The organism is Pseudomonas sp. PK-RTE-24 (genome assembly GCF_054052265.1).
On record NZ_CM133224.1, the window covers coordinates 1516887 to 1537416 of the forward strand.

Annotated in this window: 17 protein-coding genes; 7 read left to right on the top strand and 10 right to left on the bottom strand. The window is 60.9% G+C overall.

Going from position 1 to position 20530, the window contains the following annotated elements; genetic code table 11:
• Position 1: 1 nt before the first annotated feature.
• The 8 genes from ACV8MC_RS06645 to ACV8MC_RS06680 are packed head-to-tail and all read right to left on the bottom strand — an operon-like array spanning position 2 to position 8990.
• Positions 2 to 1132, bottom strand: a complete 1131-nt coding sequence (locus ACV8MC_RS06645) for a glycosyltransferase family 4 protein (protein WP_457264831.1) — start codon at positions 1130 to 1132, stop codon at positions 2 to 4.
• The gene (locus ACV8MC_RS06650) at positions 1133 to 2263 is read right to left on the bottom strand and encodes a glycosyltransferase family 4 protein (RefSeq protein WP_457264832.1); all 1131 of its coding nucleotides are present in this window, start codon (positions 2261 to 2263) and stop codon (positions 1133 to 1135) included.
• Positions 2247 to 3614, bottom strand: coding sequence for a glycosyltransferase family 4 protein (locus tag ACV8MC_RS06655; RefSeq protein WP_457264833.1), 1368 nt, complete (start codon positions 3612 to 3614; stop codon positions 2247 to 2249). Before ACV8MC_RS06655 ends, ACV8MC_RS06650 begins: the two co-directional genes overlap by 17 nt.
• Positions 3611 to 4864 (bottom strand): ABC transporter ATP-binding protein, encoded by a 1254-nt coding sequence (locus ACV8MC_RS06660; RefSeq protein ID WP_258707375.1) that lies wholly within the window; start codon positions 4862 to 4864, stop codon positions 3611 to 3613. Before ACV8MC_RS06660 ends, ACV8MC_RS06655 begins: the two co-directional genes overlap by 4 nt.
• Entirely contained in the window at positions 4864 to 5661 is a 798-nt protein-coding gene (locus ACV8MC_RS06665) for an ABC transporter permease (RefSeq protein WP_252879150.1), read from the bottom strand. The genes ACV8MC_RS06660 and ACV8MC_RS06665 overlap by 1 nt, the downstream gene beginning before the upstream one ends.
• A complete protein-coding gene (locus ACV8MC_RS06670; RefSeq protein WP_056791065.1) occupies positions 5662 to 7104 on the bottom strand; it encodes a mannose-1-phosphate guanylyltransferase/mannose-6-phosphate isomerase in 1443 nt (480 codons plus the stop codon).
• A 3-nt stretch (positions 7105 to 7107) separates the two neighbouring features.
• Positions 7108 to 8079, bottom strand: a complete 972-nt coding sequence (gene gmd / locus ACV8MC_RS06675) for a GDP-mannose 4,6-dehydratase (RefSeq protein WP_105704732.1) — start codon at positions 8077 to 8079, stop codon at positions 7108 to 7110.
• Positions 8076 to 8990 carry a GDP-mannose 4,6-dehydratase gene (locus tag ACV8MC_RS06680; RefSeq protein ID WP_457264836.1) on the bottom strand — a complete coding sequence of 305 codons (915 nt, stop codon included), beginning with the start codon at positions 8988 to 8990 and terminating at the stop codon, positions 8076 to 8078. Before ACV8MC_RS06680 ends, gmd begins: the two co-directional genes overlap by 4 nt.
• Positions 8991 to 9416: 426 nt before the next feature.
• On the opposite strand from ACV8MC_RS06680, the gene ACV8MC_RS06685 reads away from it, so the two are divergent.
• The 6 genes from ACV8MC_RS06685 (at position 9417) to ACV8MC_RS06710 (ending at position 17716) form a co-directional block, all read left to right on the top strand.
• Positions 9417 to 10994, top strand: coding sequence for a glycosyltransferase (locus ACV8MC_RS06685; protein ID WP_457264838.1), 1578 nt, complete (start codon positions 9417 to 9419; stop codon positions 10992 to 10994).
• On the top strand, positions 10988 to 12289 hold the full coding sequence (locus ACV8MC_RS06690) for a glycosyltransferase (RefSeq protein ID WP_457264839.1): 1302 nt from the start codon (positions 10988 to 10990) through the stop codon (positions 12287 to 12289). The genes ACV8MC_RS06685 and ACV8MC_RS06690 overlap by 7 nt, the downstream gene beginning before the upstream one ends.
• Positions 12286 to 13440: an acyltransferase family protein gene (locus ACV8MC_RS06695; protein ID WP_457264841.1), complete on the top strand. Its 1155-nt coding sequence runs from the start codon at positions 12286 to 12288 to the stop codon at positions 13438 to 13440. Before ACV8MC_RS06690 ends, ACV8MC_RS06695 begins: the two co-directional genes overlap by 4 nt.
• A complete protein-coding gene (locus tag ACV8MC_RS06700; protein WP_457264843.1) occupies positions 13434 to 14273 on the top strand; it encodes a class I SAM-dependent methyltransferase in 840 nt (279 codons plus the stop codon). The genes ACV8MC_RS06695 and ACV8MC_RS06700 overlap by 7 nt, the downstream gene beginning before the upstream one ends.
• Positions 14274 to 14409: 136 nt before the next feature.
• Positions 14410 to 15594, top strand: a complete 1185-nt coding sequence (locus tag ACV8MC_RS06705) for a DUF3142 domain-containing protein (RefSeq protein ID WP_457264845.1) — start codon at positions 14410 to 14412, stop codon at positions 15592 to 15594.
• Positions 15581 to 17716 (top strand): hypothetical protein, encoded by a 2136-nt coding sequence (locus ACV8MC_RS06710; RefSeq protein WP_457264847.1) that lies wholly within the window; start codon positions 15581 to 15583, stop codon positions 17714 to 17716. Before ACV8MC_RS06705 ends, ACV8MC_RS06710 begins: the two co-directional genes overlap by 14 nt.
• Here ACV8MC_RS06710 and ACV8MC_RS06715 read toward each other — a convergent pair.
• Entirely contained in the window at positions 17713 to 18342 is a 630-nt protein-coding gene (locus tag ACV8MC_RS06715; protein WP_353187299.1) for a LysE family translocator, read from the bottom strand. The two genes, ACV8MC_RS06710 and ACV8MC_RS06715, sit on opposite strands and share 4 nt — an antisense overlap.
• A gap of 146 nt (positions 18343 to 18488) precedes the next feature.
• Here ACV8MC_RS06715 and ACV8MC_RS06720 point away from each other — a divergent pair, with 146 nt between their 5' ends.
• Positions 18489 to 18962: an Lrp/AsnC family transcriptional regulator gene (locus ACV8MC_RS06720; protein WP_129998005.1), complete on the top strand. Its 474-nt coding sequence runs from the start codon at positions 18489 to 18491 to the stop codon at positions 18960 to 18962.
• A gap of 100 nt (positions 18963 to 19062) precedes the next feature.
• On the opposite strand, the gene lpdA is transcribed toward ACV8MC_RS06720, so the two are convergent.
• Positions 19063 to 20463, bottom strand: a complete 1401-nt coding sequence (lpdA, locus tag ACV8MC_RS06725) for a dihydrolipoyl dehydrogenase (RefSeq protein ID WP_457264850.1) — start codon at positions 20461 to 20463, stop codon at positions 19063 to 19065.
• Between the last annotated feature and the right edge of the window lie 67 nt (positions 20464 to 20530).

Consider the following 20530-nt stretch of genomic DNA (forward strand, 5'->3'; position numbering starts at 1 on the left):
CTCAAGCGTAGGACAGAGCCTTTTCAGCCAGCAGTTCCTGATACAGCTCTGTCCACTTGCGGCCCATTTCATCGGCAGTGAATAACTGCCGATAGCGCGCTTCCGCTTTGACGCCCATCTCGGCGGCACGCTCAGGGTTGTCCCATAGCGTACGCATGGCTTCCCGAAAGGCCTGTGGATTGCTCGGCGGCACCACCAGTCCGGTTTCGTTGTGGATATTGATGAAACTGGTGCCGGTGCCGATTTCGCTGGAGATCATCGGTTTACCGTACATCGCGCCTTCGAGCAACGAAATCCCGAAAGCCTCGGAGCGCAGGTGCGAAGGAAATACGATCGCGTAACTCAATTGCAGCAACGCCACTTTGTCCTGGTCACTCAGACGGCCGAGGAAATGAATATTGCGCAGGCCCAGCGCGGCGGCCTGTGCATGCAGTTCCTGCTCCAGCGGACCGGCACCGACAATCACCACGGGATAATCGATGTCTTTGAGCGCGTCGAGCAGGATGTGCAGGCCCTTGTAATAACGCATTACCCCGACGAACAGAAAAAACTTATCCCCAAGCTGTTGGCGCCAGCGGTTCATGCGTTCGATATCGGGCTGTGGATAACCTGCTTTATTCAGGCCGTAGGGGATAACGCGGGTTTTGTCCTGAAACTGCTGCAGCACATCGCTGGTGTGCAGATAGTTCGGCGATGCAGCAACGATGCGGTCGGCGCTGGCGAGGAAGCGATTCATCAGTGGCCGATAGAGCTTGAGCAGATGCTTCTGGCGAATGATGTCCGAGTGATAAGTAACTACGCTCGGCTTGTTCACAGCGCTGGCGAAATGCACCAGGTCCATGAATGGCCACGGGAAGTGATAGTTGATCACGTCGGCTTCGGCGGCCAGCTCACGGAACTGCTTGAACACACTCCAGGAAAAGCCAGTGGAGGCGAACTGGACATCCAGCTTCGCCCGATGTACTTCGTGCTGACCCAGTTGCACCACGGGCGGTGTCGGATTGGTGCTGAGGGTCAGCACTTGCCCATCGATGCCATGCTGAGCGCCGCTTTCGCACAACTGAAAGATGACTTGTTCGATGCCGCCGACCGAATCGGGCAGGTACGTCTTGAAGAAATGAAGAACGCGCATTCAACCTCCCATGGCCTGGCGGTAGGCACCAGCCGTAGCCTGTGCACAACGTTGCCAGGAAAAAAGTGCCGCCTGCTGCAATCCCGCTTCGCGGCAGGCCTGCCAATGCAGCGAGTCGTCGATCAACCGGCCCATTGCATCACGCAGACCCTCGGCATCGTCCGCTTCAATATAGTTGCCAGCCGCGCCAGCCACTTCCGGCATCGCCGAAGAACGGGTGGTCACCACCGGCGTGCCACTGGCCATGGCTTCCAGCACCGGCAAGCCAAAGCCCTCATACAACGACGGAAATATCAGCGCCCGGGCGCCGGCCAGCAGTTGCGCCAATTGCTCATCGGGCAGATAGCCGAGCAGGCACACGTGGCCGCTGGCCAGTGCCTGGCGCAGTGGCTCGTTGAACTGTTCGCGCTGCCATCCGGCCATGCCTGCAATCAACAAGGGAAAGCGCTGGCGCACAGCGTCTGGCAGCAGGGCGTGGGCCTGCAACGCCAGGCTCAGGTTCTTGCGCGGCTCCAAGGTGCCGACACAGAGGAAATATTCCCGTGCCTGGACGGCGTGAGCCTTGAGCACACTGTCGATTTCCTCAAGTGGCCGGGGACGGAAGCGCTCGGACACACCCAACGGCGCCACAACGAATTGCTGTGCAGGGAGATTAAAGTAGGCCTGCGCCTCGTCAGCGATCGCCTGCGAATCGGTCAGAATGACCCGCGCCTGCTCCACGCCGGCGGCCAGACGACGTTCGATTTCCCTCAAACGTGCTGGTGGCTGGGTTTCTGGAAAATGCAGGTGCGTCAGGTCATGCAGGGTGATCACGGTCGGACCGTCGAAGGCCAGCGGCCACAGGCTTGGCTCGTGATAAAGATCAATCTTTTGTGCACGCACCTGATCGAAACGTTTCTGCTCCAGCCAGCGGCGTGCCTGATAAGCCCCGGGAATTTTTCGCAGCAATGGCGTCATGCGCGAGTAGCCGGGCATGGCCGCGTCCGGCAGGGCCGAACTCCAGCCCCATCCGTGAAACAGGCTTACGTCCACATCGGGTTCGCTGCGCAAGGCGTTGACCAGTTCGGCGACGTAGTGGCCAATGCCGGTGCGCGGCGCTTGCAGGATGCGGGCGTTAAGAGCAATGCGCATGCGGCCTCGCTTGCACGCGCAGGGCCTGCTGAACATGGGCAAGGCTGCGTGTCGCCAACTGCTCACTGGCCTCGCGCCAGCCGATCCAGCGCCAGTCAGCGACGTCGCGGGCGGCGGGAAACTGTCCGCTGCGCTGATAGGTTTCGATCAGATCGGCAAGGCTTTGTGGATCCAGCAGATCGAAATACGCCATGAACTCGCCACCGATTTCGCGGAATACCGCGACGTCGCTGCCCATCGCTGGCAAACCGCGCTGCATGGCTTCTACCAGTGGCAGGCCGAAGCCTTCGACAAACGAAGGAAACACCAACGCGCTGGCCTGCGCATAGGCGTATTCGAGGCTGGTGTCGCTCAGGTCATTGAACATGAACAGGCGCCGATTCAGTTCCGGATGATTGCGGATTCGCTCAAGCAGCGCCTCGCATTTCCAGCCGATACGCCCGGCGATGCACAAGCGTGCGGTCGAACCGGCAGCCCAGGCGCGTTCGAAGGCGTCGAGCAGGTACCCATGGTTCTTGCGCGGCTCGATGGTGCTGACCATCAGAAAAACCGCTTCGGTCGCAGTGAACAGGTCACTCAGGCGCGGTTCGACCGTGGCTTCGCTGTGCTGCAGATCGAGCTCGGACCCCAGATAAAAGTAATCGAACCAGCGCTTTTCAGTCTGCTCGGCACCGACTCTGCGTTGCAATTCACCACGCACCTGATCACGCACTGTGGCGGAAATCGCCATGTAGCCATCGGCCGTGCGGGTGATCCAGTCGAACCACTCATTGAAAACTTCGACCAGCCGCGTGTCGTAAAACTGCGGATGCGTCAGCGGAATAAGGTCGTAGATCACCGCGATCATGCCGACGCCGTCGCGTTTGAGCTGCTCGACATGGGCGAAAAAGTCCGAGTGCCAGGATGAATCCAGCAGCACCAGTTGATCGCCCGGGTGGTGTTGAAGCGGCGAGCAACGTTTAAGCAGCTGCCTGCGATTGATCCGTCTGACGAGCCGAATCGGCAGGCCGAGCACGGCAAACTGGGTCAACCGATAGCTGGCGTAAAGGAGCCGCCGCGCCAGTTTCGAAGTGCATAGCGCATCGCGGCGCTGATGCCACTGCCAGAAACGATGGGCGAGGCGCTCCAGGCGTTCACCGAAGGTTTCGAGGCTGTTCCAGAACGGTGTATCGAGTGGCGCCAGTTGCAGCACGCGGTAGAGCTGGCTATTGATCACCACCACCGGCATGCACTCGACGCCTTCAGCGCTGGCGGGCAGCTGCTTGATGACGTTGCGCACCACGCGCTGGATTCCGGAATTGACCTTGGGGTGTTTGAATACGTGAGTGCATTCGACCAGCAGGCGGGTCATGGCGCGCGCTCGACAGACAGGGCCTCGGTGTCGCGGCTGATGGTGGTTTTGGCGTCCAGCCAGGTACAGCCGACGAAGTCTTCCCGACGGCTGTTGATCACCTGGAACACCATCCCGTAGTCACGCCACTCGAAATTGCGATCCAGATGTGAGTCCAGACGCGACAGGCTCAGCGACACCGAATAGTTGCCTTTGCCCAGGCCCATGATGAAGGCGAAGCGATAGGTGAAGCGTTCACCGGCGCGCAGATCGGTCAATGCCTTGTTCAGCCGGTGGGTGTTGATGCCGTACATCATCTGGCCGAGGCGATCCTTGAGAATGAAGCCCAGCACCAGCCGTTCGATGTCCTTGCGCACTTCGACCTGCACTTCGAGCACCACCGGTTGGCCGACTTCGACAGCCTCAATGCTGCGCTGGTTTTCATCGAGCAGGCGTACGCTCAGAATCGCCGCCTCGCCGGTGCCGGAGACCGTTTGCACCTCGCCGCCGGCGAGCGTTTCCTGGCGTACTACCTGACCCTCACGTTCGGCCATCAGCGCATTGTAATAATCGAGAACCGGCTCCGGTTTGCCGCGCATGGCCACGCGCCCATCCTTGAGCAGGATCGCCGAGTCGCAAATCGACTGAATCGCGAAGCGATCATGGGACACGATCAATAACGTCGTGCCGGATTTGCGAAAGCTGCGGATGCGTTCGAAGCTCTTGTGCTGGAAATAGGCATCGCCCACCGACAGCGCTTCGTCGACGATCAGGATGTCCGGGCGCCGGGCGGTGGCGACACTGAACGCCAGGCGCATCTGCATGCCGCTGGAGTAAGTGCGGACCGGGTGATCGATGGCTTCGCCGATTTCGGCAAAACGCTCGATATCGGGCATCAGGGCCTGGATTTCTTCAAGCTGCATGCCCAACAACTGACCGGCCATGATTGCGTTCTGCCGACCGGTAAAGTCCGGGTGGAAACCCATGCCCAGCTCCAGCAGCGCTGCGACGCGCCCTTGCAATTCAATCCTGCCCCGGGTGGGTTGAGTGGTGCCGGTGATCATTTTCAGCAAGGTGCTTTTGCCTGCTCCGTTGGCGCCGACGATACCCACCGCTTCACCCGGAGCAATCTCGAATTCGACATCTTGCAGTACCCAGTGCTGTTGATGCCGAAGCGGCGAAAACGGAATCAGCCACTCGGCCAGCCGTGCCCAGCGGTTTGGGTATTGCTTATAGGCCTTGCCCAGGCCGGTGACGCGAATATGTCCCATCAGAGTTCATCCACCATTTCGCCGACGCGCTGGCGAAACAGCCGCAGACCGATCAGACAGAACACCACGCCAGTAATGAAAACCGGCAGCAGCGAACTCCATACCGGCCACTGACCGTAGAGAAACAGGTTCTGATAACTGCTGAACAGGTTGGTCAGCGGGTTGAGTTGCAGCAGGCGCTGCACCCATTCCGGCAGGATCGTGATCGGGTAGACGATCGGTGTCAGCCAGAACCAGAACTGCAGGCAGATGCCGAACAACTGACCGACATCGCGAAAGAACACGTTCAACACGCCAAGGACCATACCCAGCCCGGCGCAGAACATCATTTGCAGAGCAATCAGCGGAATCAGCGCCAGCAGAGCCATCCCTGGCCAGCGCCCGGTGATCAGCAGAAATCCGAGAAACAGGCTGATGATGATGGCGAAATTGATCCCGGCGTTGATTAGCACGATCACCGGCAGGCAGATCCTCGGGAAACTGATTTTCTTCAGCAGATTGGCGTTTTCCAGAAACATGTTCTGACTGCGCAGGGTTATTTCGGAAAACAGTCCCCAGGCCAGCAGACCAGCGCACAGGTAGACGCTGTAGGCCATGCTGTCGTCCACACCCGGTAAACGTGCGCGCATGATCTGGGAAAAGATCACCGTGTAGACAATGATCATCGACAGCGGATTGAAGATTGGCCACAGCGCGCCGAACAGCGAGTTGCGATAACGCGCTTGAAACTCGCGCTGCACGCTGCCGAGGATGAACCCACGGTAGTTGTGCAGCGAGCGGTACAGGGAAAGCAGCATTCAGACCGTCCTGCCGTATTGATCTTCGAAGCGAACGATATCGTCCTCGCCCAGATATTCGCCGCTTTGCACTTCAATGATGACCAGATCGATCACCCCGGGGTTCTCCAGGCGATGCTTGTGGCCGGCGGCGATGAACGTTGATTCATTCTTGGCGACCAGGGTCGTGCCGGAACCGTTGTTGGTGACCTTGGCCATGCCTTCGACCACTACCCAGTGTTCGTTGCGATGATGGTGCATCTGCAACGACAACTTGCCACCGGGTTTGACCACGATGCGCTTGATCTTGAAACGCGGGCCTTCCTCCAGAACGGTGTAGGTGCCCCACGGACGGCTGACCGTACGATGCAGGCGATAGGCTTCGTGGGACTTGTCCTTGAGTTGCTTCGCCACGCGGCGTACATCCTGCGCACGGTCGGCATGGGCCACCAGCACCGCGTCGGCGGTGTCGACGATGATCAGGTTATCCACACCGACGGTCGCCACCAGCCGGCCTTCGCTCTGCACGAAGTTGTTGTGGCTGTCGATGAAGATCGCTTCGCCGCTGGCGCGGTTGTTATCAGCATCGGCGGGAATCAGCGCGGCGACGGCGTTCCACGAACCGATGTCGCTCCAATCGAAACCGGCGGGCACTACCACGACTTTTTCCGAGCGCTCCATCAATGCGTAATCGATGGAGATGTCAGTGATCTCGGCAAACAGGGTCGACGACAACTCCTGTTGCAGGCAGCCGACCGTTTCGACCGGTGCGCTGACGGCCATGCAGGCGCGGGTCTGTTCCAGCAACTCGGGTGCGTGCAGTTGCAGTTCGGCAATGAGCGTCGCGGTGGTGAAGCAGAACATCCCCGAATTCCACAGGAAGTTGCCGCTCTCCAGGTAATGCGTGGCGGTCTGCAGGTCGGGTTTCTCGACGAAGCGCTGCACCTTGGCCGCGCCTCTGGCGTCCAGCGGCGCACCGGTTTCGATATAGCCGAAGCCGGTTTCCGGCGCGGTAGGGACCACGCCGAAGGTCACCAGATAACCGTCCTTCGCCAGATTCACTGCGTGCTCGACCGCACACTTCAAGGCGTCCTGATTGACGATCAAATGATCCGCCGGCATCACCACCATGATTGCGTCGTCACCATGCAGCGCCTGCAATGACAGCGCTGCCGCTGCGATCGCCGGTGCGGTATTGCGCCCGCTCGGCTCCAGCAGAAAGTGCCCGCGATGGCGCGACACCTGAGCCGCGCAATAGTGATCCTTGCTCTGGAAGTAATACTCGCGGTTGGTCACCGTGACGATGTCGCCCCAGCCGTCCAGCAACGCCGCCGCTCGCTGGTAGGTCTTGCCCAGCAGCGACTGGCCGTCGGGCAGGGTCATGAACGGCTTGGGGTGGCCCTCACGGGACACCGGCCACAAACGGGTGCCGGCACCGCCGGACAGAATCACCGGAATCAGCATGGCCTACTCCTTGGCGACGCGTTTCATGTCCGCATCCATCATCATGCGGATCAAGGTATCCAGGTCGGTTTTCGGTTTCCAGCCCAGCACACGCTGGGCCTTGGCCGGGTTGCCGAGCAGCACTTCGACTTCGGCCGGGCGGAAGAACGCCGGGTCGATCTTCACGTAATCGCGGTAGTTCAGGCCGACGTGATCGAAGGCAATGCGGCACATCTCGCGCACCGTGGTGGTGACGCCCGTGGCGACCACGAAGTCGTCGGGTTTGTCCTGCTGCAGCATCAACCACATGGCTTCGACGTAATCGCCGGCAAAACCCCAATCGCGCTTGGCGTCAATGTTGCCAAGCGCCAACTCGTGCTGTTTGCCCTGCTTGATGCGCGCGGCGGCGTCGGTGACTTTGCGTGTGACGAACTCAATACCGCGCAACGGTGATTCATGGTTGAAGAGGATGCCGCTGCTGGCGTGCAGGTTGAAGCTTTCGCGGTAGTTGACGGTGATCCAGTGGCCGTAGAGCTTGGCCACCCCGTAAGGGCTGCGTGGATAGAACGGGGTGTTTTCGTCCTGCTGCTCTGCCTGGATCAGGCCGAACATTTCGCTGGTCGAGGCCTGATAGAAGCGCGTGTGCGGGCTGAACTGGCGAATCGCTTCGAGCAGGTGCGTCACGCCCAGCCCATCGACGATGCCGGTGGTCACCGGTTGATCCCAGGAGGCGGCGACAAAACTCTGTGCGGCGAGGTTGTAGACTTCGTCCGGTGCCGATTTGATTACCGCACGCTGCACCGAGCAGGCATCGGCCATGTCGCCGTCGAGGTAGACAATGTCGGCTTCGACACCCATCTCGCGCAGGCGCCAGCGTGAATCGCTGCTGCGTCGAGCAACGAGGCCGTGAACCTTGTAACCCTTGTCCAGCAGCAGTTTGGCCAGATAGGCGCCATCCTGGCCCGTGATCCCGGTAATCAGTGCACTTTTTGTCATTCTTGTCGTACTCGCATCTCCCAGTCGGACAGGATCGCCCGCAGGGATTGTTGTGTGGTGGTGGCTGGCGCCCATCCTGTGGCTTTGGCCAGTTTTGCGTGGCTGCCGCAGACGCGGCGCTGGTCGGCGCGACGCATGCGCGCCGGATCCGGCACCAGTTCAACGTCGACTTCGGCCAGATCGGCCAATTGCTCGATCAGGCTGCGAATGCTTTGCTCGCGGCCCGAGCAGATGTTGTAGACCTGCCCCGGTGTGCCGTTTTCCAGCAATGCGAAGTACGCGCGAATCACATCGCCGACATCGAGGAAATCGCGGGTCACGTCGATATCGCCGACTTGCAGTTGCGGTGCTTGCAGGCTCTGTTTGATGCGGCAGATCTGCCGGGCTGCGCTAGCGATGACGAAGCTGTCTTTCTGCCCGGTGCCGATGTGGTTGAACGGACGCGCCACCAGCACCGGCCAGCCTTCACTCAGGCCCCATTGCAAGCTGAGGAACTCCGCTGAAAGTTTGCTCACCGCGTAAGGATTGCGCGGCAGCGGCGGTTGTTGCTCGGTGATCGGCAGGTGCTGCTCGCCGACTTGCCCGTAAACGTCGCCGGAGCTGACGTACAGGAAAGTGCCGGCAAAGCCGCGAGCCTTGAGCGCCTGCAACAGGTTGAGGGTGCCGAAAAGATTGATATCGAGGGTGCGGGCCGGGTCACGAAAGGCTTCCGGCACGAAGGTCTGTCCGGCCAGATGAATGACTGCATCCGGCATCTCGGGCCAAAGGTCGATGAGGCTGTCGGCGTTCGTAAGGTCGTAGGCCGATGCGGCAGGCAGCAGCGCCCACGACGATCCCGGCGAAGCCAGACGAGACTGAATGTGTTGTCCCACGAAGCCGCTGAGGCCCGTGACGAACAGACGTTTTTTCAAACAGCGACCCCTTGGTCATGACTTGCGCCGCTTTCCCGGATGCTTTTGGGATAAGTCTGAAATACAGCGGGGAATACCCGCGCAAACAGCAGGCGAAGCCGTTGTTGTAGTTGTTTGGTTGCCAATCTGTGCCAATTGCTCGGCAATTTCAACCGGGCAAACCGTGACTGGTCAGTTCTCGTCAGCATAGTCCGATTTATTCTCGCCCGGCGGTTCCCGGACTCGCGATGGATGTGTTTAGAATGGCCTTCGTCGCGAGTTGGCCGGTTGTTTTTGGGGCGCCGCGACGCGGGGTGAAACTGACCACTAAAACAAGAACAGAGACGTGCCCGATGATGACGGACGAGTGCCGGCCTTGCCGACCCGATCCGACGCGCGGCCGTCATAGCATGAAGTAGCCGGGATGGCGCTTCATCGTGGGATGCCATGAATTTCATTCTTTATTCGGACGTCAACGACAGCTCCATCAGTGCCAGTCTGGGGCGTCCGGAATACAGCTATTACTTTGTCCTCAAAGCCTATCGCCCGGTGCTGGAAAGCCTGGGGCGCGTGCACGTGGCCGGATCTGTCGCCGACGTCGATGTGATTTACCGGCAATTGCTCGCCGCAGGTGAAGACACTGTGTTCCTGTCCTTCACCCCACCGCAGAAGACCCCGGTTGATCTGGAATGCCCGACGATTTGCGTGGTGGCCTGGGAGTTCGATTCGATCCCGAATGAACAATGGGACGACGATCCGCGTCAGGACTGGACACGCATGCTCGCGCGCCACGGCCGGGTCATCACTCTGTCGAGCCACACGGCAGCGGCCATCCGCCGCGCCATGGGCGAAGCGTTCCCGGTGCTGGTTTTGCCGACGCCGTTGTGGGACAGCTTCGCAACGATTCGTCAGCAACACCAACCTATGCCGGTCAATCCCGGGACTGCACTGGCGATCAAGGGCTGTATTTTCGATTCACGCACCCTCGGCCTGTCAGCCGATGCGCTGATCCCAACGCCAATCAGCCCTGAAGAGCAGGCGGCACTGGCCGCAGCAATTGAAGCCGCGCGCCCGCCACCGTTGACGTTCAAACGCCGACTGGTCATTGCTCGACATTATCTGCGCCTGTGGGTGCTGGATCTGGGACACGAGCAGGCGGAACCAGTGCCACGGGTGAAATTTCTGCACAACTGGTACTGGGAGGGCATTCGCGATCTGCTGCCGGACGCTTTGCATGGCTGGCTGCAACAGCGTTGGCCTGAGGTGTGCGGCGCTGCGCCGGTGCCCGTGATCGAACCGGCGCCACTCGATCTGCCGGACACCTCATCGGTGGTCGAAACCACAGTCGAGGGTGTGGTGTACGTCTCGGTATTCAATCCCAAGGATGGCCGCAAGAACTGGCATCGACTGATCAGCGCATTCTGCTGGGCGTTCCGCGAAACGCCCGACGCGACGCTGGTGCTCAAGATCACCCAGAATGATCTGGCGTCCTATTACAACGAGTTGATGACCCTGCTGGCGCAACTCACACCGTTCGCCTGTCGGGTCGTGGTGATGCACGGTTACCTCGACGACGCGCAGTACGCCAGGCTCTATCAGGCGGCCAGTTTCTACGTCAACGCGTCACGTTGCGAAGGGCTATGCCTGCCCTTGATGGAGTTCATGTCCAGCGGTAAACCGGTGATCGCCCCCGATCACACGGCGATGGAAGATTACATCGATGACTCGGTGGCGTTCGTGGTCAGGTCCAGTGAAGAGCTGACGATCTGGCCGCAGGACACGCGGATCATCTACCGCACGCTGCGGCACCGCCCCGACTGGGGCTCGCTGAAAAACGCCTACGAAAACAGCTATCGAATGGCCAAGGCCCAGCCGCAGGAGTATCAGCGGATGTCTGCCGCCGCCGTCGCGCGCATGCAGCAATACTGCGCCTTCGCGCCGGTGCGCAAACGGCTCGCGGAGTTCTTTGCGCTGACAGCAGGCCCCACCGATGCTGCGCCTGTGACGGATAACGCCTCATGCTGATCATCATTCATTCGGAAACCAACCGGCACACCATTGCGCAGAACCTCGGGCGTTCGGAGTACAGCTATTACTTCGTGCTCAAGGAGTATCGTCCGGTGCTCGAACGCATCGGTCGGGTCGTGGAAGTGGCCGATCCGCAGACAGAAGTCGATGCTCTGTATCTGGAATGTCTGAGCCGTGGCGAGCCCTGCGTGTTTCTGTCGTTCTCGCCGCCGCATCGCACTCCCGTTCACCTGGCCTGTCCGACGCTGCCGGTGTTTGCGTGGGAGTTCAGCACGATCCCCAATGAAGCCTTTGCGGGCGAGCCGCGCAATGACTGGCGTAGCGTCTTGCATGCCTGTGGCGCAGCGATCACCCACTCCAGCTACACGGTCAATGCCGTGCACGAGGCGATGGGTGCCGAGTACCCGATCGTCGCGGTGCCGGCGCCGGTCTGGGACCGCTTTGCTGCCCGTGGCGCGAAAATGCCCGAGCAAGCCCTGGCCACCGCCTACAGCCTGACGATCAAAGGTCTGGTCGCGGACAGCCGCACCCTCAATCTGAATGCATTCGGGCCGGCGCACCTGCGCAGCGGCGACGGCATCGACTTCGCCGCGCCGGCCTCCGAGCAGACGCTGGTGCTTGACGGCGTGGTTTATACCTCGGTGTTCAATCCCGGTGACGGGCGCAAGAACTGGGAAGACATGCTCAGCGCTTTTTGCGTTAGTTTTCGCGATGTCGAAGACGCGACGCTGGTGCTCAAGCTCACTCACCACGACGCCGAAGAAGCGCTCAGAGATATCCTCCATCATTTGTACAAAAACCAGTCTTACCGCTGCCGCATCGTTCTGATCTACGGTTACCTTGCCGATCCGGACTACGAGCAACTGGTGCAGGCCACGCGGTATGTGGTCAATACCTCCTACGGCGAAGGTCAGTGCCTGCCGCTGATGGAGTTCATGTCCTGCGGCAAGCCGGCGGTGGCGCCGCGTACCACGGCGATGATCGATTACCTGAGCACCGCGAATGCCTTTCTCATCGAGTCCACGGATGAGCTGACAGCCTGGCCTCACGACCCGCGCAAGGCCTTTCGAACCCTGCGTTACGTGACCAACTGGACCTCGTTATGCGAGGCCTATCGGGCCAGTTACGATGTCGCGAAAAACCAGCCGCAGCGCTATGCCGATATGTCCGCGCAGGCAGTCGACAGTTTGCAGGCGTTCTGCAGCCAGGCTGTGGCTGAACAGCGTTTGCGAGGGTTTCTGACGCAGTTGTTCGAGCATCGTGCGCCTGCTTTGGAAGCTCCCCAAGCATGAACGCCAAGCGCATCATGGACGTTGAAGTCCTGCGTGCGGTCGCGGTGCTCGCGGTGTTGTTCCACCATTTGCCGGACAATCTGTTCACTGACCCGGTGCCGTCGCTTGCCCGGATCCACGAATGGGCGCAGACGTGGTGGGGCGTCGACCTGTTTTTTGCGATCTCCGGTTTTGTCATCGCCCGCAGCTTGATCCCGGTGCTGCAAGGCTGCACGACGGGTCAGGAGCGCTGGCAACAGGTGCGCCATTTCTGGCTGCGCCGGGCTTTTCGCCTGTTGCCTTCGGCCTGGTTATGGCTGGCGGTGATCCTGCTGGCCTGTGTGTTTTTCAACCGGTCCGGTGCGTTCGGTACGCTGTCCGCCAATCTTCAGGCGACCTTGGCCGGGGTACTGCAATACGCCAATTTCCGCTTCGCCGACAGCTTTTTCCAATACGAATACGGCAGCAGTTTCGTCTACTGGAGCCTGGCGCTGGAGGAGCAGTTCTACCTGCTCTTTCCGTTGCTGATCCTGTTGTTTCGCCGACACCTGGTCTGGGCATTGCTGGCGCTGGTGGCGGTGCAGATTCTGACTGTGCGCACGCCTTTGCTGATGGTAGTACGCACCGACGCGCTGGCCCTTGGCGTGCTGTTGGCGATGTGGAGTGCGCAGCCGGGTTATCAGCGCTGGCAGCCCTCGTTCTTGCGCCGACCATGGCTTGGCATTTCAGCCTTGATTGTCATTGCAGCGCTGTTGAGCTTCATGGCGACCGACCGTTTTACCTTGGCCAGTTTCCGCATCGGTTCGATCGCCGTGCTCAGTGCGCTGCTGGTCTGGATCGCCTCGTACAACTGTGACTACCTGATGCCTGCCGGACGCTTGCAGCGGTTGCTGGCATGGATCGGCAGCCGCTCCTACGGTATCTACCTCATTCACATTCCGGCGTATCTATTGGTGCGTGAACTGATCTTTCGCTTGCAGAGCAGTGGCCTGCCGAGCCCCGCCGGACATCCCATCATTACGATGCTGATTGCCTTTGGCCTGATCGCGCTCCTCAGCGAACTCAACTACCGCGTGGTCGAAATGCCGATGCGCAATCGCGGTGCTGCACTGGTCAAGCGCCTCGACACCTCCCGAACTGCAGTTACCTCACCCGGAGCCACCTCATGCTGAGCTTTTTGAAGAAACTCTCGGCGATAACGCCTGCACAGACTGCAGCAGAACCGGTCGCTGCGGTTGCCGACAAGGTTGATCCGTACTCGCTCGGCCTTTACGACGCGAAACTCAGCGGCTGGTACAACCAGGCAACCCACGAGCTGTACACGGGATTCCCTGTGAGTGCCGACGATACGTTGCTTGATGTCGGCTGCGGTGATGGCGGCAACGTGCACTTCTGCGGTATGCGCGGAGCGAAGATCATTCTTGCCGATATCGATGGGGCCAAGGTCGAAGCCACCCGCCAGCGTCTGAGCGACACGCCGGCCCGGGACATCGAATGCCACATTACCGACTGCAACCCGCTACCGATCGCCGACGCAACGGCGACGCGTGTGGTCTCCACCGAGGTGATCGAGCATGTTGATGATCCCGCGCAGTTTCTTGCCGAACTGGTGCGTGTCGGCAAGCCGGGCGCTTTGTATCTGCTGAGCGTGCCGCATCCCAGCTCCGAGGACCTGCAAAAGGACATCGCCGCGCCGGAGTATTTCCAGAAACCCAATCACATACGCATTATCAGCGAAGACCAGTTCAAGGCCATGGTCAGCGAGGCCGGGCTGGAGATCATCAGCCACAGTAAATATGGCTTCTACTGGTCGATGTGGATGATGTTGTTCTGGGAAGCCAAGGTCGATCTCAGCAACCCCGATCACCCGATGCTCGAGCACTGGGCCAATACCTGGCAAGCGGTGCTGGATTCCCCGCGCGGCGCGCAGATCAAGCAGGCGCTGGATGCGGTGGTGGCCAAGAGTCAGGTGATTATCGCGCGCAAGCCTGCGGCATCCCTGTAGGCGCTACGGCACGCTGCGATCTTTTGATCTGGAGTCTTGAAGCAAGATCAAAAGATCGCAGCCTCGTTTCACTCGTCAGCTCCTACACGGTTTTTGTGTAACCTTGCAGCCCTGTGGTTTCAGGGATTTTCAAGGTATGCGGTTGATTGTGTGTCTGTTCCTTGGCGTCTTGCTGGCAGGTTGCGAGCAACACGTCGCGCCGGCCCTCGACCAGCAACTCTACGTCTGGCAGCGCCAATGGACACCGGCGCATGAACCGGCATTGCGTGACAGTCGCGATGATTTCTCGACGCTGCGCGTACTGGCATTGCAGGCCTTTCCCGGCGAGCGGTGGAGCAGGGCGCGGGTTGATCCAGCCTTGTTGAGAGCCGATGGCCGGCCGTTGATTGCAGTGATTCGCCTTGATGGTCAGCTGCAATCACTGGACCAGCAGCAGGTCACCGCGCAGATTCTGCAAGTCATCGCCGATTGGCAGGCGCAGGGCCTCACGTTGAGCGGCGTCGAGATCGATCACGACGCCGGTACAGCACGGCTGCATGCGTATGCCCAATTGCTCAAAGATCTGCGCGCGACCTTGCCGCCATCGTTGCCTTTGAGCATCACCGCACTGCCGGCCTGGCTCGACAGCGCGCACTTGCCGGCGCTGTTGCAGAGCGTCGACAGCAGCGTGCTGCAAGTCCACGCCGTGAGCGATCCGCGACTGGGTCTGTTCGATCCCGAGCAGGCGTTGAAATGGGCCAAGGCCTGGGCACGTATCAGCGACAAACCCTTCTATCTGGCGCTGCCGGCCTACGGCGTTGCGCTGTTGAGCGATGACGGTGGCGCGCCGGTAGTGGAAAGCGAAGTGCAACTGGAGCGCGGCGGGCAGCGCCGGGAGTTGCTCGCCGATCCGCAGCAACTCAGCCAATTGGCCAAGACCTTGCGCGAGGATCCGCCCGAGCATCTGGCCGGGCTGATCTGGTTTCGCCTGCCGCTGGCCAACGATCGTCGCGCCTGGAGCCTGACTACTTTGCGCGCCGTGGCGCGGGGCGATGTGCTGAAGAGTCATCTGCATCTGTCATTCAAAGGGCAGGGCGGACTCTATGACATCCAGCTCGATAACCGCGGCAATCTCGACAGTCCGTGGCCCGCGCAAATCACGCTGAAGGCGCAGGATTGTGCAGGCGCCGATGCGCTCGCCGGTTACTCGTTGCAACAAAGTGCCAATCTGCTTACCTTCACCCGCCTGCGTGACGGCCGCTTGCCGGCGGGCGGGCAGCGCGCTGTCGGTTGGGCGCGTTGTGCATATATTGATCAAGGAGGTTCGCATGTTGACCCGTAACTGGCCCCGCCATCTGCTCTGCCTGAGCCTCAGCCTGCCGCTGGGTTCGGCGCTGGCCTGCGGCCCGGACTTCCCGATGCGCTTGCTCGACAACCGCGCGCAGACCCTCGCCGATCTGCCCGAAGGCAGTTTCAGCTTCGAAATCAGTCGCCTGGGTAAAACCATTGCCGGGCTGAAAAACGTCACCGCAGCGACCCATAACCCCAACGACTATGCCGAAGACAACGCGTCAGAGCTGGCCCGCGAACAGGCTGAGCAGGTGGGCCTGAGCGCTGAGCAATACGCGGTGGTCAAGCGCCTGCGTGGGCTCAGCGATGCGCGTCAGGCCGAGGAGCAGGGCGCCAGTCTGCCGGCGGAAATACGTTTGTACGTCGCCGGCGCGGTGGCCTTTGCCACCGGTGATCATCAATTGGCCAGTGAGTATTTCAACAAGGTGCTGGCCCTGCCGGCAGACCAGCGTCCGTTGCGCAGCACGTGGGCGGCGTATTCCCTCGGGCGCATTGCCTTCGCCATGAGCAACGGGGCGCACGACCGCATCGAAACGCTGGAGCAGGCGCGCGATGCCTTCCGCCAGGCACGGCAACTGAGCATCGACGGCTTCAGCGATCCGCTGGAACTGGGCGTTGCCAGCCTTGGTGAAGAGGCACGGGTGTTGCGCAGCGCGGGCGACTGGAGCGGCGCCATCGAACTGTACGAAGCACAGAACCTGCACGGTTCGGCCGTCGGTTACACCTCGCTCAAGCAACTGATGAACGAACTGGCCGAATTGCCGGAATCTCAGCTGGCCAAACTGCTGCAGCAGCCAGCGGTGCAGCAACTGGTCACGGCGTCGCTGGTCAGCCGTCAGGGCTGGTCATTTGGCGAGCAGCCGGCCAACGAAAAGAAATTGGTAGCGCTGTTGCAGAACAGCACCCGTGGCAGCCTCGACAATGCCGATCGACTGGCGGCGATGAGTTATCAACAGGGCGACTACGCGTCTGCCAAGGCCTTTCTGGTAAACGCCGGGGACGGCGGACTGGCCTGGTGGCTGCGGGCAAAACTGGCAGTGCGTGACGGCGACACGACTGCCGCCGCTGCCGCCTACGCCAAAGCCGCCCAGGCCTTTCCGCAGAATGAAGACTGGGGATATCGCCGCACGCCGGACTGGGCGTTTGAAACGGTGCAGCCCAAATGTCGGGTGGAAGGCGAAAGCGCGATCCTGGCGCTGCAACGCGGCGAATACCTGCAAGCATTCGTGCAGCTGTATCGCAGCAACAGCCTTTACTGGTTCGATGCCGCCACCGTTGCCGAGCGGGTGCTGACGGTCGATGAGCTCAAGCGGTACGTCGATGAGAACGTGCCGGCGCCGCCGCCATTGACGCAGCAAGAGCGCGATAACTATGTGCCGCTGTCGGTGGCCGCCAACCTGCGCAATCTGCTCGGTCGGCGCTTGCTGCGTGAGGGCCGTTACGAGGAAGCGGTCGGTTATTTCGCCAGTGACGATCTGCAGCACAAGGCCCGGCTCTATGGCGAGCAACGGCTCAAGGCCGAGTCGGCGTGGTGGCCGAGCAAACGCGCCAGTGCGTTGTACAACGCCGCATGGACGGCCCGGGAGTGGGGCATGGACATCCTCGGTTATGAGATGGCCCCTGATTACGCCACCTTCGGTGGCAATTACACGCTGGAGAGCACGAAGCTGGATGTCGGCCCGCTGATTTCCACGGCGGAAGTGCAGCGCCAGCAGGCCAGCGCCGCGCAACCGGATCAGCGTTATCACTATCGTTTTGTCGCCACGGCACTGGCCAGTCGCGCCGCCGATAACCTGCCGCACACCAGTCAGGCGTTTGCCGCCGTGTTGTGCAACGCGGCCGGCTGGAACAGCAGCCTTGAGGACCAGAGTGCGCTGTATCAGCGCTACGTCAAGGAAGGCCCTTATGTGCCGTGGGCGCAAGACTTCGGCAATCAATGCCCGTACCCGGACTTCGAAAATGCCGACAAGCGCTACGTCACCCAGGTGACCGATGCCGTGCGTGAAACGCTGCGGCCGTACAAGTGGCCGGTGCAGATCGGCGCGGTGCTGCTGGTCTCTGTTGCTGCGCTACTGCTGATCACCCGTCGTCAGCGCAAGGTGCGCAAAGGCTAGGCCTGTTGAATAAAGCTCAGGCGTACGGCGAAGCCAATCAACAGACTGCCGAACAGCCATTGCTGAACGCGCTGGGCGGTCGGACTGTGTTGCAGCCAACGGCCCAGAGCCGCGCCGGTCAGGGCAACCACGCTGTCGAACAGCAGGCCGACGCAGACCAGCACCAGGCCGAGCACGGCGAATTGGCTCAATACCGGCGCGCCGTGACTGACGATGAATTGCGGCAACAGCACTGAGCAGAACAGCAAAGCCTTGGGATTAAGCAGGTTGGTCAGCAAACCGCGACGGATCGCATCGCGCCACTGGCCGGGAACAGGTGCCTGCTCTTGGTTTTGCAGACGCGGTACCAGCGAGCTGCGCAAACACTGCATACCGATCCACAACAGATAGGCCGCGCCAGCGATGCGCACCACGTCAAACGTCCACGGCGCCGTTTTGAACAGCGCCGCCAGCCCCAGTGCCGCCAAGGCAACGTGACAGGCGCGGGCGATGGCCAGGCCCAGTGCGGTGGCCAGCGCCGCACCGCGACCTTGCCGAGCACCGGTTTGCAATAGCAGGATCATGTCCGGTCCCGGCAGTAGCAGAACCACAGCCAGCGTCAGAATAAACAGCCAAAGACTTGCCACATCACCCCCCGTTTTCGATGTCGATTTTCTCGCGCCAGTCTAGAGCGAGACGGTAGGGCAGGTGCTTGCGTAGTCGGCTTCAATTGTTCACAGCTTTGGCATAACCTGCTGGTTTTCAACCGTCAGACTATCGGGATCTGCCAAAGATGAAACTCGACGCCTATGACCGCAAGATTCTCGCCGCGCTGCAGCGCAACGGGCGCTTGAGCAATGTCGAGCTGGCAGAAGAAATCGGCCTGTCGGCCTCACCGTGTCTGCGGCGGGTGCGCATGCTGGAAGAGGCGGGGGTGATTCGAGGCTACCAGGCCAATCTGGATCGCGATGAAGTCGGGCTTGGGCTGACGGTGTTTGTCGGGGTCAAGGTCGAGCGGCACAACGAAGAACGCGCCGAGGCTTTTTATGCCGCCGTCACTGCACTGCCCGAGGTGGTCTCGGCGTTTCTGGTGTCCGGCGAATCGGACTTTTTGTTGCAGGTAGTGGTGCCTGACTTGCGCGCTTATGACCGCTTTGTCAGCGGCCATCTGCTCAAGCTTCCGGGTGTGAGCGATATTCGCAGCAACTTCGCCATCCACACGGTGAAAGCGCCGGGGGCGTTGCCGTTGGGGCATCTGCCGGTGTAGACCGGGTGGCACCTTTCGCGAGCAGGCTCGCTTCCACAGGGGGAACGCATTCCAAAGTGGGAGCGAGCCTGCTCGCGAAGACGGCGGCAAGGTTTGGAACCTACATCTGCGTCGCCATCCCCTCGACATTCATCGCTGCCTGCCGCAATGCTTCCGAACGCGTCGGGTGCGGATGGCAGGTCAGGGCAATGTCCTCGGCCGAGGCGCTGAACTCCATCGCCACACAGAACTCGCCGATCATCTCGCTCACGCTCGGCCCGACCAGATGCACGCCGAGCACTTCGTCCGTGCGCTCGTCGGCGAGGACTTTGGCAAAGCCTTCTGTTTCGTGATTGATCTTCGCCCGGCTGTTGGCGGTGAAGGGAAACTTGCCGACCATGTAGGCGCGGCCCTCGGCCTTGAGCTGTTCTTCGGTCTGGCCGACGCTGGCCAGCTCCGGTTGGGTGTAGATGACGTTGGGGATCAGCGCGTAATTGACCTCGCCAGCCTTGCCGTGGATCTGCTCGACGCAGGCCATGGCCTCGTCTTCAGCCTTGTGCGCGAGCATCGGGCCGGACGTGACGTCGCCGATCACCCAGACCCCGGCGGCTTCGGTGCGATGTTGCTTGTTGGCGAGCATGCCGCGTTTGTCGGCACTCAGGCCGACGTTCTCCAGCCCCAGGCCCTTGGTGTACGGCCGGCGCCCGATGGCCACCAGCACATAGTCGGCTTCGATCAGCTCAGCCGTGCCACCGGCGGCAGGCTCGACGCTCAGCTGCACGCCTGTGGCGGAGCTGGTGGCGCTGGTGACCTTCGAGCTCAGTTTGAAGGCAATGCCTTGTTTGCTCAGTGCGCGCTGCAAGGTCTTGCCGGCCTCGCCATCGACGCCGGGGCAGATCCGATCAAGGTATTCGACCACGGTGACCTGCGCGCCGAGTCGGCGCCATACCGAACCCAGCTCCAGGCCGATCACCCCGGCACCAATGACCACCAGATGTTTGGGCACTTCACTCAACGACAGCGCGCCGGTGGAATCGAGGATGCGCTGGTTGTCGATCTCGACGCCGGGAAGGGGAGTGGGTTCGGAGCCGGTGGCAATGATGATGTCCTTGGCGCTGAGTTCGCTCTTGTTGCCTTGGGCGTCGGTCACCGTCACTTTGCCCGGGCCGTCGATATGGCCCCAACCCTTGATCCAGTCGACTTTGTTCTTGCGAAACAGAAATTCGATGCCCTTGGTCAGGCCGGCGACGCTTTCGTCCTTCTGCTTCATCATCTGCGCGAGGTTCAGCGTCGGTTTGACCTCGATGCCGAGATTGGCGAACTCTGTCCCCACCGCAGCGGCGTACAGCTCCGACGCGTGCAGCAAGGCTTTGGACGGCATGCAACCGACGTTCAGACAGGTGCCGCCGAGGGTTGCACGTCCTTCGACGCAAGCGGCCTTGAGCCCGAGCTGGCCGGCGCGGATCGCCGCGTTATAACCGCCGGGGCCGCCGCCCAGAATTACCACGTCATAGTTGCTCATGCGCTTGCTCCAGATTGCTCGATGGGGATAGCCAAGATTAGTCGTGATAAAAATTATGTGCGTAATA

Bases quoted from the DNA above. Each gene is read 5' to 3' on its own strand.
- ACV8MC_RS06645 (WP_457264831.1), bottom strand. From the start codon at position 1,132: ATGCGCGTTCTTCATTTCTTCAAGACGTACCTGCCCGATTCGGTCGGC.
- ACV8MC_RS06650 (WP_457264832.1), bottom strand. From the start codon at position 2,263: ATGCGCATTGCTCTTAACGCCCGCATCCTGCAAGCGCCGCGCACCGGC.
- ACV8MC_RS06655 (WP_457264833.1), bottom strand. From the start codon at position 3,614: ATGACCCGCCTGCTGGTCGAATGCACTCACGTATTCAAACACCCCAAG.
- ACV8MC_RS06660 (WP_258707375.1), bottom strand. From the start codon at position 4,864: ATGGGACATATTCGCGTCACCGGCCTGGGCAAGGCCTATAAGCAATAC.
- ACV8MC_RS06665 (WP_252879150.1), bottom strand. From the start codon at position 5,661: ATGCTGCTTTCCCTGTACCGCTCGCTGCACAACTACCGTGGGTTCATC.
- ACV8MC_RS06670 (WP_056791065.1), bottom strand. From the start codon at position 7,104: ATGCTGATTCCGGTGATTCTGTCCGGCGGTGCCGGCACCCGTTTGTGG.
- gmd (WP_105704732.1), bottom strand. From the start codon at position 8,079: ATGACAAAAAGTGCACTGATTACCGGGATCACGGGCCAGGATGGCGCC.
- ACV8MC_RS06685 (WP_457264838.1), top strand. From the start codon at position 9,417: ATGAATTTCATTCTTTATTCGGACGTCAACGACAGCTCCATCAGTGCC.
- ACV8MC_RS06690 (WP_457264839.1), top strand. From the start codon at position 10,988: ATGCTGATCATCATTCATTCGGAAACCAACCGGCACACCATTGCGCAG.
- ACV8MC_RS06695 (WP_457264841.1), top strand. From the start codon at position 12,286: ATGAACGCCAAGCGCATCATGGACGTTGAAGTCCTGCGTGCGGTCGCG.
- ACV8MC_RS06700 (WP_457264843.1), top strand. From the start codon at position 13,434: ATGCTGAGCTTTTTGAAGAAACTCTCGGCGATAACGCCTGCACAGACT.
- ACV8MC_RS06705 (WP_457264845.1), top strand. From the start codon at position 14,410: ATGCGGTTGATTGTGTGTCTGTTCCTTGGCGTCTTGCTGGCAGGTTGC.
- ACV8MC_RS06710 (WP_457264847.1), top strand. From the start codon at position 15,581: ATGTTGACCCGTAACTGGCCCCGCCATCTGCTCTGCCTGAGCCTCAGC.
- ACV8MC_RS06720 (WP_129998005.1), top strand. From the start codon at position 18,489: ATGAAACTCGACGCCTATGACCGCAAGATTCTCGCCGCGCTGCAGCGC.
- lpdA (WP_457264850.1), bottom strand. From the start codon at position 20,463: ATGAGCAACTATGACGTGGTAATTCTGGGCGGCGGCCCCGGCGGTTAT.